Genomic DNA, 15,126 nt, shown 5'->3' with positions numbered 1-15,126 from the left:
TAATTGATTGAGGTACTTTTGACTAAATATTTATAAATTCCACTAGAGCAGATGCCAATTTTTCAGCAAATAAAGGGGGAACAGCGTTTCCTATCATTTTATAGTTATCTCCCAAGCTTGAGATAAACTTATAATCATCCGGGAAGGTTTGTAGACGAGCAGCTTCACGGACAGTAATACTTCTTGATTGAGTAGAATCTGGATGAATATGCCTTAAACCATCTTTATATAGATGTGCAGGAATTGTATTGCTTGGCTGATTCCAACGTAGTACATGATATTTATGGATATTTGATTTGTGCCCAGTTATTTTAGTATATAATTCCTTTAAAGCATGAGTTGTAATATACTGATTTGTACCAGCCTCAATATCTTCACATAAAATTTTAAATGTATTAATATCTCTTCTGTTATGATAACGTGGAATATGATTAGGAATATTATTTTTAAAAACATGAGAATATCTCTTTCCATTTAAAATGTAATCAGATTCTGCTGGTATAATCGAAGGCAAGTTACTAATTGCATCTTGAACGGTTCTTATATTTTCACGATATTGTGGTAAAATGTCGAGATAAAATTGATGTAAAGCTTCCTGAATATTATTTTTATAACCCTTTCTTACTCCGATTATTATAACTCGTTTTCTTTTCTGAGGAACACCGTACTCAGATAAATCAAATTGGGCAAATGATTTTAAATCATCTGCGATTTCGTAACCAGAGTTAATAATTTCATCCCTAATCAAATCGGTTACAAGGGTTTCTCCATTTGGTCTTGCACTAAGAATACCTGGAACATTTTCAAATACAAATATATTAGGTTGGTAATGTCTAACCAATTTCATATAACTTTCAAATAAGAAATTTCTATAGTCATTTCGCATACCATTTCCATCTCGTATTCGACCTGCAACTGAATATGCTTGGCAAGGCGGTCCACCAATAATTAAATCTACGTTTGTATCTCCTATTAAGGCATCTAATCCAACATGAGAGTCATATTCCACATCATTATCCCAACCGTTGATTAATTCTTCAGTGCGCTGAATATCAAAATGAATGACACGTTCATCTGCGTCATTCATTTTGTAGTTGTTTTTTAAATGCTTTCTAAGGTTATTAACTTGGGGTTTCTCCCACTCAACAGCTCCTAGCATAGTATAATGGGGGTTTTGTTTAAAGCCTTCAGATAAACCACCACAGCCTGCAAAAATATCAATAAAATTCATTTAGATGAACTCCTTTATAAATAGTCTTTTAATTTCTTACCTAGGTGATAGCCTAATAAAGGAGGCACAGCATTTCCGACCTGTTTATATTGTTGAGTTTTATTTCCAAAAAAACGGAAGTCATCAGGAAACGATTGTAATCTAGCATTTTCTCTTACAGTTGGTACACGATTAAATTCATAATGGAAGTGATTTCGATGTCCAGTATCAATTGTTTTTGAAGGTTTATTACGATGATAGCGAGTCCATGCCTCATTAAATTTCCGACTATCACCTATACCGGAAGGTAAATCTTTATGGTTTCCGCCTTCAGGGACTTGAGAGATTACATCGATAACATGATCAGTATGCTTTGTACCAACATGATTCAATAATTGAGTAGAATTTTTGCGCATATATATTTGGTATTTACTTTTAGGAGGAAATTGATATTCACTTACCTCTTTACCTAGATCATCTGTAAAGTCATGTAAATCACTGATAGCATCTCCACATGTAACATATTTGTCGGGAGTCAAAATAGGTTCAGGAAATTCAAATTTCTTTCCATTTAATAGACCAACGAAAAACAAACGTTTTCGAATTTGCGGTATGCCGTAATCAGGTGCATAAAGAACTTGTTCGTTTACTGTATAACCTAATTGACTAAATTCTTTAATGATAGCACTACGAGCTTTCCCTTTATATAAAGTAGCAAGACCGGTGACATTTTCTAAAACAAATGCCTTGGGTTGGAAGAATGCTACTGCATTTACCATAGCGTTAAATAGAGTATTTCGTTCATCATCTTCTTCACGTTTCCCTGTTAATGAAAACCCTTGGCAAGGAGGACCTCCAATAATCAAATCAATTTGTTTATTATCGGTTAAGCTAGCCATTTCTAAAATCGTCGACCCTTGGAATAAATCCCCGTTCATTGCAATTGCTTTACCATGATTCGCTTTAAAGCTCGTTAATGCATCTGTGTTGTTATCGATACCTAGAAGTACTTCATAGCCTGCGTCCATGAATCCCCGAGACAAACCTCCGCACCCACAGAACATGTCAATGACTGTTGGTTTTTGAATTTTCATAATTTCAACTCCAGTTTAGTTCTTACAATTTCATATATAATTGTTGATTTGCACTGCTTTTTTTAGCAACAATTACAATACTTTTTAATGTACCGTTCTTAACTTCATTTAAAAATAACGAACCTAATGTTCGACGTTCACCAATACCTAGGCGATTCCACTCGTATCCTTTAAATAAGTCTTTAATTAAAAACTCTTCACCTATTTTAAGGTTTGGAATTTCTCTAATAGCTCTATTTAGACAATCCAATATTAAACCTCCTTTTAATAGAAATATGTATAAGTATAAGCATAAGCTTATAGTATAGTTAAAATAGAAAATAGTAAATAGTAAAATGGAATGTTTGTTCTTATGAAAATAAGTAAAGGAAAATCTTAACGACATACTTTATAGCAAAGTTTTTATCTCGTTCTTAATAGAAGCACAAAAAGCCTGTCAAACTAGGCTCTTCGTGAATGATGTAAATCCTTTTTTTAATATTTAATATATATGAAAGAGCGTAAACTCTTATTTATTAAAAATTTTTGGCCAGAAAGAGTACCAAACATTGGACATTATCTTCAATTATAAGTAGGAATTGTTTAACCAAAGAAAAAAACTATTGGTAGAGAAGTATTAGCTAATTATAAATATAGATGTGGTGTATGTGGATTTTCTTTGGTTTATTAGTATTCCATTTGATATACATGAAGTATATGATATTGGATCGCATAGGGTAGCCTCAGCATTTTCTATATCAGTTGATAAGAGGTATGATAACCGCATTTGGGAATATAATCTTTCAATAGGATTGCTTTATGCGTTTTATATTGAGTCTCCCTAACAGAGTATCGAATAAGTAGGATACTTTTCTTCTTTTCTTGGTTTAATTCCCCAATCCCCTAGACTCTCTTATTCTCTCCTCTAACAATCCCTAAGTATTTGAAATATTAGTAATTGGCAAGTGGAAATAGGTAAAATTTAAATTTGATCGCGAAACTCTCTCTATTATAATGATGTATATAATTCGTACTCTGAAATAATTTTCAAAAAAGGATGTAGTCTAATAATTATTACAAATATTAACTTATTTTTTGCTATAATGTGTATAGAATTCAATTTTTGATTTATGCAAGACATATTCTTAACAAAATTTTAATTAATTTATACTTTTTTTAATAACGAGTGGGGTGTACTATGGCACATATCAATCTACCATTATATGATGATTGTCGAAAATGGATCACTAGGGCAAGAAGGCAGAATAGAAGCTGGGAAAATATTAAATATGCTGGGAAAGGCAGTGAAGCCGTTCTCGTCACATTCCTCCAACAGCAAATAGAGGATAATTTCTGGCCCAACTTAGAGGCGGAAACGTGGTATAAGTTGGTGGAATCGGAAAAAGAAGCTGAAAAGAGAATGGTTGAGCTAAGTGAGCGGCAGCCGGCTGCTATTCTCATTGACAGTTCTCAGGACAGTGAAGTTACGGTTCCGGAAGATCCGCGGTCTTCCTGGCAATTATACAAAACTCATCTTCTTGCATCAGGATGGAAAAAAGATGCTGTAGAAGAAATTGAAAAAGCAACAATCGCTATCTTAAAAAGGTTAAATAACGATACAATTGAAACAGGACCGATTAAAGGTCTTGTAATCGGGCATGTTCAATCTGGTAAAACAGCCAATATGGCAGCTCTTATGGCGATGGCAGCAGATTGGGGTTGGAACTTTTTTGCTGTTCTTTCCGGGACCATTGAAAATCTGCGAAAACAGACACAGAGCAGATTGTTAAAAGACCTAAACCGTCCGGGCAATATTAATTGGTCAGGACTTGAACATTTATCCAAAAATTCCCCAATGGGACAGCGCGCACAGGATCTTCGTTTAGAAGAGAACTCAAATATGAGATATTTTACAGTCTGTTTAAAAAACGGATCAAGACTGAAAAATATGATTGAATGGATGCAATATGATACAAACAAGCATAAACAGATGAAAATCATTATAATTGATGATGAAGCTGATCAGGCAAGTGTGAATACAGGGGATATCAGCAACAATGAGAGAAAAAAAATCAATTCATTGATTGTAAATCTAGTAGAAGGCCGAACAGCAAAAGGTGGCTACTCATATAGCAAGGCAAAAGCGATGAATTATATCAGCTACACAGCTACGCCATATGCCAATGTCTTGAACGAAGCTTCTGAGGAATCATTATACCCAAGAAACTTTATCAGGACACTTCAAACATCCAATGAGTACTTTGGGCCTGAACAGATATTTGGCATTGAAGGGCATGAAAACTCGGATGGACTGAACATTGTTCGTACTATCAGTGATGAGGATCTAGAAATCATTAAAATGGTACATAATGGAGAATGGTTCCATTTGCCAAATAGCTTCAAAGAATCCATTTGTTGGTACTTTTGTGCAGTTTCTGCAATGAGAATTTATGGGTATAAAAAACCGGTTAGTATGCTAATTCACACAAGTCAAAAGCAGGCACACCACAAAGGAGTATCAGATAGTATTCAAGCATGGCTGAAAGATGAAGATAATCATAATGAAATTCTCGGATTATGCCGTGAAATATGGCGGAGAGAAACAAATGCGTTTACAAAAGAAAATTTCAGACAACAATATCCGGAATACGGAAAATCAGATAACGAAATACCAGATTATCCTGAGTACAAACAAATGATATCTGAAGTTGAAATCCTTCTAGAAGAAATCTCTCATATTCAGTTAGGGGATGATGATGAGCTGAAATATCATAATGGTATTCACTTATGCATCGATAACTGTGCGAATAACGGCGTAAATGATGATAATATGTTTGTGAGACTTGCCTACCCTGACCCTGAAAGCAAGGATTATCCTAAAAAAGCACCAGCCTTTATTGTAGTAGGAGGCAGTACGTTATCCCGTGGTCTAACAATAGAAGGCTTAACAAGCACTTACTTCTTGAGATCTTCCGGCCTTGGTGATTCCTTGATGCAGATGGGCAGGTGGTTTGGCTATCGTAAAGGGTATGAATTATTACCGCGTATCTGGATGACACAAAAAACAATTGAAAAATTTGAATTTCTTGCAGAACTGGAAGTCGAACTAAGAGAAGACCTTCATAAATTTATGGTAGCTGGTGCAGACCCCACGGCGTATGGTCCAAGGGTGAAAAACACACCGAAAGTGTCATGGATGAGAATTACAAGCGGAAATAAAATGCAGGGTGCCGTAGAAGTTGATCTTGACTTTACAGGCACGAGCAATCAGACAGTTGTCTTCCATAACGATAAAGAGATCCTTCAAAACAATATAACCGTTACCGAAGACTTTCTAAACAACCTTGGTAATGGTGAAATATCTCACAACAAGAACTCATTTGTTTGGAAGAGTGTTTCCTTTGAAATGATTCGTGAACAAATGCTAAGCAGGTTTATTTTCCACCCAAGGTCAAGAGTATTTAACCAAATGGAAGCCTTCTGTGAATGGGTGTCAAAGGTTAGTTCAGAAGCAGAGCTGAAGCCTTGGAATGTTGTTGTTTCCGGTATAGGTAAAGTAAATGAACCGGCTATGGATGGCAGCCATAAAGAATGGAAGCTCTCCGTCGGCTCAATTAATAAGATTACACGTTCAAGAAAAACAAATAATGGTCATGCAACTAGCGATTCCATAAACATAGGTGTGCTACGTGCACCTAAAGATCTGCTGGCCGATATTGATTTGGACCTTTTATCAGAAGAGTCACGAGGTATAGTGGAAGCGGGATCAATTAAGGATACAGATAAATACAGAGCAGAGGCAGGCTGTGATAAGACACCTCAGTTGCTAATTTACCGAATTGATAAAGATTCAAAAGCAACCAGTAAGGACCGTGCTGATTTAAATGCCAACGAGGACTTAATTGGTCTTAGTATATATATACCGGGAATAAAACGAGCAACCAACCTTGCCAGAGCCTTAACGGTAAAACTTCCAAAAGAACAACAGGATGATTTGGGGGAAACATAATGAGAATAGAGATAGCCGAACATGCCCGAATGTCTGAACGGGGGAGTTCTTTATTACGACTTATTCAAAATAATGATATGCCAACTTTGGATCTGCTGATCAGGGAATCTGTCCAAAATAGTCTGGATGCTGCACGTAAAGACAGAGATTTTGTGAAAATGGATTTCCAGGTAAAGGAATTTGTAAAAGATAGCATGATTCCACATTTTGATGGTGTGGGGGATAACCTGAACAGACAGTTTCCAGAAGAAACTCAAAAATGTATAGTAATTAAGGACAGCAATACAACAGGTCTAACGGGTCCTATTCATTATACAGAGTTGACGGATAATCATTTTGGAAACCTTTTAAAACTTATATACGAAATCAGTATGCCTCAACAACAGGAAGGTGCAGGTGGATCCTGGGGTCTTGGCAAAACTATTTACTTTCGTATTGGAATAGGGCTTGTTATCTATTACACTAGAACAACTGATGCAAACGGAAAACTAGTTTCTAGACTGGCAGCGTGTCTTGTTGAAGATGAAGAGAAGGTAAATACTGTGATTCCCAAAATGCAGGGGAAACCTCAAAGGGGAATTGCCTGGTGGGGGCAGGATGCTGGAAACAATTCTACAAAACCGGTAACAGATGAAGACGAAATTCACACCATACTCAAAGTGTTTAACACAGAACCCTATCAAGAGGATGAAACAGGAACTACAGTAATTATACCGTTTATTAATGAGGAACTATTGTTAAGCACCACAACTATTATGAATTATAATGATGATCATGAAGAAACTCGTGAGAAGCCATGGTGGACCAGCAACATTCATGATTATCTTGGTGTTGCCTTACAAAGATGGTATGCACCTAGAATTGGAAATAAGCACTACAAAAACGGCAAATGGCTGAAGGCAACGGTTGATGAAAAAGCTATCCACTATGACAGTATGCTCCCTCTGTTTAAAGTGGTCCAGAGTTTATATAATAGGATAGTGTTAAACGATAAAATTGAAGAAAAAGACATTTTAACGGGTATTCCGTGCCATTTCAAAGATATTAATTTAAAGAGAGTATTTACTAAAGGTGGTTGTGCAGGCTATTTGGCATACGTAAAGCTTACTTCTGTACAACTTTTAATGACTCCACCTTACAATAACCCGAATCCGTTTATCCAGATTAACGAAAATGACATCACATCGGACTTAAATTCACCAATAGTCATGTATATTCGCAAACCGGGAATGATTGTAGGTTATGAGACAACTGGCAACTGGACAGAGGGTATACCCAAGACAAAAACGAATGAATTTATCGTCGGTTTATTTGTAACTAATTCTGATAATGAACTTGAGATTAATGAAAAAAAAATCACCTTGGAAGAGTATATCCGCAAGAGTGAAAAAGCGGATCATACCTCTTGGTATGACTGGAATATCGGTGTTAATCGATTGAACATAGTTTCGAAGATTCAAAGACAGGTAAGAAAGAGCATCAGTGATGAATACTCAGAAAAGCAGACTGAGACTTATTCCAGAAGAAATATCGGACTTGGCAGGGTACTTGCAGATATACTGTTACCTCCTGAAAATTTTGGGAATAAAGCAGGAGGAGGACAAGGTGGCAGTGGAGCAGATGGAGGTGCAGGTGGCGGAAATTCGCGGTCACTTTCTCTAAAAATATCCGGCAGTCCCTCTTACATTAACAATATGATGAAGGTTGATTTTGAATTACGGTGCGGTAAGAAAGCAAAGAAAATTCATTTGGAACTTCAGGTGGTTTCAGAATCAGGGGGGATTTCTTCAGAGAAGTGGGAAAACCCGGATGTCATTGGAAAGCCCTTTCCTATTAGATTGGAAAAACTTGAAGTTACCAGTATAAAGCATGGCAGAACTTCTCTTTTGAAGACAGATACACTTGAATTGAATGACAAAAACCGATCTGTTTTATTCAGTGAATTTGAATTTGGAACATTAAATTCAAATATTTATAATATACCATTTGGAATTGGAATTTTGGTTCCTAAGGCTGAGGGTCATGTAATCAGCGGTAGTGCTTACTTCTCTGTCAAAGATGACAGTGTCCAAGGCAACTTAATAGTGGATGAAGTAGAAGGTGTAAGCGTATGAGTATTCAACTGAATTTTTTTCCTGTGTTAACACAGGATCTGTTTGAGAAAATTGGCTATGAATTAGGATTGTTTGAACTTAGTTATACATCGGGTGGTTTTAGCAATGCTCTCGATGCAGTACCGGCGGACAGTACCGGTAGAAACTCACAGTTACAAGTTAGAGATGAAAAGAATGTGTGGGAGCCGGATGGTTTTAATCTTTGTGTAAAAAGGTCGTATACTATTAATGTTCCAAAATTTTTATTTGGTGAGAATGGTATTGCTGGAGGAGAGGATGAAATTGGGATCGCGTTACTATGGACCTCAAAAGCTTCCAATCAAAGGGGGATTCATATAATAGCGGACTTTAATAGCAAAACGCCTTTTCCTTATACCTTTAATCTAAATAAAGAATTTCCTGCAGGCCAGTTGAAAGGAAGCATTAGCTTACAGACGGTCTTATATATGAAAACAACCGGTATAAGGGAACCGAATGAAATCCACCTTGCCAATAAAGCAGGTATTATCCTGGGTGTTTTGGATGAATATACTCTCGTAATTGATGGAAATGGCAGTGTGTTTCCGATTGTTGAAGTGTCAGAACCTTCCCAACCGTTGTGGTGGGTAAACTGTCAATGGAATGATCCAACCGAGGACGCATTTGATGAAGAAAGTGTCAGAATCTGTATCAATAAAGCTCATGCCAATTATAAAATTATAAAGATGGAAGGTGGCCTAAAGGAATCTCCTCTTCTTCTTGACATTATTGCGAGTGCCTTACAAATCATTATTCAAAAAGTACGCGAAAGTGATTATTGGGAGGAAATTAAAAAAGGAGAAGACCTTGAGCCGGGAAGTATTGGACAGGCTGTCAATTACTTTATTACGACTTTTAACTGGGATGTCCATTCACCTGAAAGCCTTGCTCTATCAATCAGGAAGGATTTTGACAATAGAATTTAAGAGGGGATACTATGAAGTGGAAAACATTAAGTAAGGCTGAGTCAGTAGGTATCATGGATAGATGGGGGGAGGACGCTCCTGTTACGAATCCCGATATAGAGTATCAAAATATCAGAAATAAGGTACTGGATGCCTTTGAAATGACTCTCTTAGAGAACGATATTCCAAGGGAAAAGATAAAAGGGAATGAATATAAACTGGATGTTTATTTCGGAGCTAAATTATATGAGATTTTCAACCATGAAAATGGATTTACAGTGAGGAACGCCTCTGACGATGGGGTATGGAGACACTTATCTCTTAAAGTGCTACCTGATATCGTTCATCTAAGATGGGGGAACAATCCTATTCGATTTTGGAAGGAATCACGAAGAATCTGGCTTAAAACATTATGGTGGTACATCCATCTGTCGTGGCAGGGTAATATACATTCTACTCTAGATATCTTGAAAGATAATACAACCGATGAAATTGTTCAACTAATAGAACGATCAGGACGCCTTGGTTATAGGGTGGATTTATATAGAGAAATCATGCAATACTTTGGCCAGCTTTCGCCTGATAAAAAGAAAAGGACTGATTTAATCTTTAGAAAGGTAATGAAACTGAACACGGCAAGAGTAAAAGTTATCGAACCGGCTCTTTTACTGGGAGGAGAGGCGCAATATGTAAAGGAGTTGTTTGAGTATTTTGATTCAAATGAATAAAGAATTGCCAGTTATCATTGATTTATTCTCCGGATGTGGGGGACTGGGATTCGGATTCAAGTCAGCAGGGTTTGAAATAGCCCATGGTATGGATATATGGGATTCTGCATCCAGAACCGCTTCCTTCAATCTATATTCTGCCTTTGGTGAAGAAGGAAAACATGATTGTGGAGACATCACGCAACTTAACCCGGAGGTGTTTTCGACATCAATTGGAGAGAAAGGTTGTATAGTTATCGGTGGACCCCCTTGTCAAGCTTACTCTCAGATTGGAAAAGCTAAACTTCGTTCTTTGGGGGGGGCGCATACCAGCGATTCCAGAGGATATTTATTTAAAGATTTTATCCGAATAGGATTAGAGCTGGACGCCCGTGCCATCGTCATGGAAAATGTCCCTGAGGCTGTCAATTATGGTGGATTAAACGTTCCTCAATTTGTTTGTGACACTCTGGAGGAAAAAGGATATCATGCCAAATGGACAATACTAAATGCAGCTGACTACGGGGTCCCACAAGTAAGGGAACGGGTATTTGTGATTGCCGTAAAAAAATCGGAGGCAGACGGGATAGTCTTGCCATTCCCGACACATAAATCACCGGATAACAGACTGACACCAGGGCAGTCGCGCTTTAAAAATTTTGAACAATTCCCTAATTTTATCTATCCTAATGAAACTTCGTGTGACTTGCCAAAATGGGTAACAGTAGAAGATGCTCTTTCAGATCTACCATCTTTGTTTCCTTCTTACAAGAGTAAATATGTCCTGTACGAACCGTTAAATTATAAACCCTATGAGACCGAAATACAAAATGATTATCAACAATTGATGAGAACATGGAATGGGTATGAACTCAAAAATGTTACTAATCTAGGTTTTAGGAAGACTATAAGGGACTTTCCCATTTTTGATAGAATGAAGCCGGGTGATGATTACAGAGCTGCTTCTATCATTGCGGAGCGGCTACTTGAGGAAGCATGCAGAGCTCTAGCGATTAATAGTAATTCAGATTCGGAAGCTTATGAAAAATTAAGAAAGTCCATTGTTCCTCCCTATGACCGGGAAAAGTTTTTCAGCAAATGGAAAAAACTGGATCCTTTAAAACCCTCTCATACCTTGGTGGCCCATCTAAGTGTAGATACATATAGTCATTTACACCCTTGTGAGCCAAGAGGCATTTCTGTAAGAGAAGCAGCAAGACTTCAATCTTTCCCGGATGCCTTTAAGTTTCAGTGCCCAATGAGTGATGCTTTTAAACAGATAGGTAATGCGGTACCCCCTTTATTATCAAAAGCAATTGCTGAGGCTTTATCAAATGTTTTTACAAAGACAGGTGTGAAATTATGAATTTGATAAGTGAAATCAGAAAATTATTTGCTGAAACACAAAGAAATAAAGCAAGAGAAATAGAATGTATTAGTAATGATTTTCCAACATGGGTTCTTCGTACCAATGATTGGTATGGAATTGGAATTGCGGTACCAAAAGATCTGGAGATTTCGGAAAAATTCTCAGATGTAAGGCTCTGGACAAATACCATGGTAATAGGAGGCATTGAACAGCCGTTATTACTTTTAACGAGTACAATCGAATCCCTACGGTATGAATTTGCCTCCATTTGTGCACAGTTTGCGGATCCGGGAACTGATGGTTCTTATAGAGACGAAATGATGAATAATCCGTTAATCTGGTGGGAGAGATGGAGAGCCTTGCTTGGGAATGCTTTACAAAACAAATCAGCTTATAGTGTTTTAGGTGAGCTAGTAACTTTTCAATATTTATTAGAAAATAATTTAGACCCCATTTGGAGTGGTCCGGATGGTGGTTCCCATGATCTTGAAATGGAAAATGGAAGCTTTGAAGTAAAGTCGACTATTAACAAGTATGAAACAGTAGTAACGATCAACGGCCAGTTCCAACTTCAATCAACTAATAATGAGTTACATCTTATTTTTTGTCGCTTTGAAAGTTCTGAGCTTGGTGTCTCAATAAATGAAGTAGTCGAGAATCTAGTATTAATCGGTGCTGACAGAGGAAATTTGAACAGAAAACTGGAGAAACTAGGATTCGAAGCAGGGAGTAGCTCCAGAATGGAGAAATATAAATTACTTGAGATGAGAAAGTATAAAATAGACCATGAATTCCCTGCAATTACTTCCAACTCTTTTAAGGATAATAAGATTCCGGACTCAGTTATCCAATTAACCTATAAATTGGACTTGAGTGGCATAAATTATGAAAGCTTATAATAATTTTTAAAAAGAAGTAAAAATATATACCAGCTTCTTATTAAGCTTTCGTACTTCCATGGAATAATTATTTTATTTTTAGTGGAATATATTATCAGCTGTGGAGCTATAAAAGTTGTTGTTTAAAGGGATAGCATGAGCTATCCCTTTAAGTTATTCTTTATCAATGTTTGTTATTGATTAGGAGGTAGTACTTTGTATATTAAAAAGCTTTGATAGTCTGATGGTTGGCTTTTCATTAAAGGAATGAAGGACTCCTTCTGCTACTGCTCTTCCCAAAAGTGGTGGAACGGCATTTCCTATCTGTTGATATTGGGAGTCTTTTGAACCATAGAAAATATAATCATCAGGGAAAGATTGTAATCTAGCAGCCTCCCTGATACTTATTGCCCTGTTTTTGGTCGGATGAACCCACATTGATTTACGTACATTCACTACAGTTTTACAAACATCAATATAATTTAATCTTTTATAGATTGTATTTTGTGTTCTTTTAGTATCAGCGTATGTCGATTTCAATGAATCATCTAAATCATGAAAATTTTGACCTGGAGTTAAACTTTTAAATCTTTCAAGGGCAATTTTGGTAGATTGGGTGACTATATGATTAGGGAGGTAATCTACTTCAGCATTTAAGTAACTACTTAATGGATGATCGGATTTTTTAATCTTTTTAATCTTTGTCTCATCTAATGGTGAAAAAACAGGTTGAAGGTCAGCAATATCTGATATAGCATGTCCAATATTAAAGAATTCATCTCTAGCTAATATAGCTTTTGGCAGAATAGGTTTTGATTTCTTATTACCAATAATAAAATAACGATTTCTTTCTTGGGGCACCCCAAATTGGGCGGAATTCAATACACCAAAATCCAGTTGATAACCGAGTGACTTAAAAGTATTTAAAAGAAAATCCAACACGGTAAAGGTGTAACCCTTAATAACAATACCTTTATCTTCCATTATGAAAGCATTGGTACACTTCATTTTTTTGTCTATAATTTCTTTGAAAATTAAGGTTATATTGTGTATTTCTATTACTTGTTTAACTTCCTCCAATAAAGTTAAACTGCAGCCATCTTTGTTTAAACTGAATTCAATACTTATTTTTAGTTTGCGTATTAATTCTTTAATTTCTTCGTTATTGTAATGGTTAAAATGTTTGTTCCAATTTTGTACACTTCGAATAAGGAAACTGGAATTTTTATCGAAAAAACCTTTTGCACTTTGATGTTTATTTATGAATCTGGAAAGTGACTTAAGCTTTGTAAGTAAATTTGCATCTACGAAAGCACCTGTAATATCCCCATGGTTAAATATATTTACTAGATGCTGATTAAAGGACTTTAAATTACCAATAAAAAGATTTTCCTCTTTAATTTGAATACCGATAGATGAGAGTTCATTCAGCTCATCACTTGTTGCAAAAAACTTGTGTTTATCAGAAGTAATCGTTTTTACATTTTCCATAACGAAAGCAATAGGGTGAACTTCTTTGATTGCTCTTACGAACTCTTTTACTAAAAGGTTATTATTAGAAAACAACTCACTTTTTTGTCGATTAGAATTTGAAAACCCTTGACAGGGTGGCCCTCCTACTATGACATTGACCTCTTTAAGCTCCGGAAACTTGACATAGTCTGTAAAATTAATACTTCTAATATCTTGAGTATAAACTTCTAAATTGTGATTTTGAGTATAAGTTCTGGCTGCATTTTTATTAATTTCAACAGCCATAACTGTTTCAAACCTATCAGTTTGAGTGAATCCAAGACTCAAGCCTCCAGCTCCAGCAAATAAGTCTAAAACTTTATATTTTTCCATCTTCTGCAACACCTTCTATTTCTATATTGACCGTGTTACTCAATTATAAAATAAAATTGTGTTCTTTTGCAGCCGGAATAAATATATTTAGTAATGTGTTAAAAATAAATTTTATCAATCTATAAGAAATCATCATAAAAAAATGATTTGGAAAGAAAATCAATGTAGTTCTTCCTGTACTTAAATTTATATGGAAGCAGGATTACCGAATCTTGCTTGCGTATTCCTTCATAAGGAATGCGAGGATAACGCATAAATTGGTTGGTATTGAGGAGACAACCATGCATGGAAGCAAATATACTTGGACTGATTAAAATGAAAGAGATAAAATATGTTTTATTGTCCCATTTTCTGTAAGAGCTGTTTCAGTAGGGAATAGAAGAATATCCCTTTTTTGCTTTTTCTATAAAAAGAGAGATATCAGTAACTACTTTGATAATATCTTCTTTTATTTCATGCTCCCAAACCCTTTTTACGTTCCAACCATATTTTTGGTAATAATTGGTTACTTCCATATCTCTCTCCATATTACGTGAAAGTTTTTTATTCCAGAATTCCTGGTTGCTCTTGGGCATATTCCCGTGAAGGGGACATACATGCCAAAAACATGAGTCAATAAATATGACAACTTTATACTTTTTAATGGCTATATCAGGTGTTCCGTAAAGATCCTTTACATTCTTTCGGAATCGGTAGCCCTTCCTCCATAATGCTTTTGTAAGTCTATTTTCCAATTTGGATTGGGAGCGGATTGCACGCATTGTTTTTGATCTTTTTTCTTTTGACATATTATCAGCCATGAGCAGAACACCTCCTTTGGGGTTAATTAAATTGTGGCTTTTTTTTATATTACTTATGTATTCCTATACCCCAAAATCCTTTTTCTATTGTTAACTCATTTAGAAGGAAAAAGTTCTTGGATGGTAATATCTGTTTGTTTGGTGTTCTATAGATTGATATAATTAATTCAATGAAATTTGATAATAATTAGAAATAGA

11 protein-coding genes are annotated in these 15,126 nt (G+C 35.9%); 6 read left to right on the top strand and 5 right to left on the bottom strand.

Annotated elements, in window-relative coordinates:
- Positions 1-22: 22 nt before the first annotated feature.
- From AB685_RS16975 to AB685_RS32130, 3 genes are read right to left on the bottom strand one after another with little or no spacing between them, the layout of a single operon-like run.
- Complete coding sequence (locus AB685_RS16975; RefSeq protein WP_047971802.1) at positions 23-1,231, bottom strand: DNA cytosine methyltransferase; 1,209 nt, start codon at positions 1,229-1,231, stop codon at positions 23-25.
- 14 nt (positions 1,232-1,245) lie between these two features.
- Entirely contained in the window at positions 1,246-2,304 is a 1,059-nt protein-coding gene (locus AB685_RS16970) for a DNA cytosine methyltransferase (RefSeq protein WP_047971801.1), read from the bottom strand.
- A 22-nt stretch (positions 2,305-2,326) separates the two neighbouring features.
- Positions 2,327-2,554 (bottom strand): single-stranded DNA-binding protein, encoded by a 228-nt coding sequence (locus AB685_RS32130; protein WP_241773330.1) that lies wholly within the window; start codon positions 2,552-2,554, stop codon positions 2,327-2,329.
- 927 nt (positions 2,555-3,481) lie between these two features.
- Here AB685_RS32130 and AB685_RS16960 point away from each other — a divergent pair.
- Genes AB685_RS16960 through AB685_RS16935 form a run of 6 tightly spaced genes read left to right on the top strand, consistent with a single transcriptional unit; the run spans position 3,482 to position 12,304 of the window.
- On the top strand, positions 3,482-6,292 hold the full coding sequence (locus tag AB685_RS16960) for a Z1 domain-containing protein (RefSeq protein WP_047971800.1): 2,811 nt from the start codon (positions 3,482-3,484) through the stop codon (positions 6,290-6,292).
- Positions 6,292-8,406, top strand: a complete 2,115-nt coding sequence (locus AB685_RS16955) for a hypothetical protein (protein ID WP_053073861.1) — start codon at positions 6,292-6,294, stop codon at positions 8,404-8,406. Before AB685_RS16960 ends, AB685_RS16955 begins: the two co-directional genes overlap by 1 nt.
- Complete coding sequence (locus tag AB685_RS16950) at positions 8,403-9,350, top strand: hypothetical protein (protein ID WP_047971799.1); 948 nt, start codon at positions 8,403-8,405, stop codon at positions 9,348-9,350. The genes AB685_RS16955 and AB685_RS16950 overlap by 4 nt, the downstream gene beginning before the upstream one ends.
- An 11-nt stretch (positions 9,351-9,361) precedes the next feature.
- The gene (locus tag AB685_RS16945) at positions 9,362-10,057 is read left to right on the top strand and encodes a hypothetical protein (protein WP_053073860.1); all 696 of its coding nucleotides are present in this window, start codon (positions 9,362-9,364) and stop codon (positions 10,055-10,057) included.
- Positions 10,032-11,402, top strand: a complete 1,371-nt coding sequence (locus AB685_RS16940) for a DNA cytosine methyltransferase (protein ID WP_241773329.1) — start codon at positions 10,032-10,034, stop codon at positions 11,400-11,402. Before AB685_RS16945 ends, AB685_RS16940 begins: the two co-directional genes overlap by 26 nt.
- Positions 11,399-12,304, top strand: coding sequence for a PD-(D/E)XK motif protein (locus AB685_RS16935; protein WP_047971798.1), 906 nt, complete (start codon positions 11,399-11,401; stop codon positions 12,302-12,304). The genes AB685_RS16940 and AB685_RS16935 overlap by 4 nt, the downstream gene beginning before the upstream one ends.
- Positions 12,305-12,484: 180 nt before the next feature.
- Here the strand turns inward: AB685_RS16935 and AB685_RS16930 are convergent, their stop codons facing one another.
- Together AB685_RS16930 and AB685_RS16925 are read right to left on the bottom strand one after the other, a co-directional pair.
- Positions 12,485-14,128, bottom strand: a complete 1,644-nt coding sequence (locus AB685_RS16930) for a DNA cytosine methyltransferase (protein ID WP_047971797.1) — start codon at positions 14,126-14,128, stop codon at positions 12,485-12,487.
- Positions 14,129-14,493: 365 nt separating this feature from the next.
- A complete protein-coding gene (locus AB685_RS16925) occupies positions 14,494-14,928 on the bottom strand; it encodes a very short patch repair endonuclease (protein ID WP_047971796.1) in 435 nt (144 codons plus the stop codon).
- Between the last annotated feature and the right edge of the window lie 198 nt (positions 14,929-15,126).

The sequence above is a fragment of the Bacillus sp. LL01 genome (assembly GCF_001037965.1).
The sequence above is the reverse complement of the archived record's forward strand: the minus strand, read 5'-3'. Positions and strand labels throughout refer to the sequence as shown.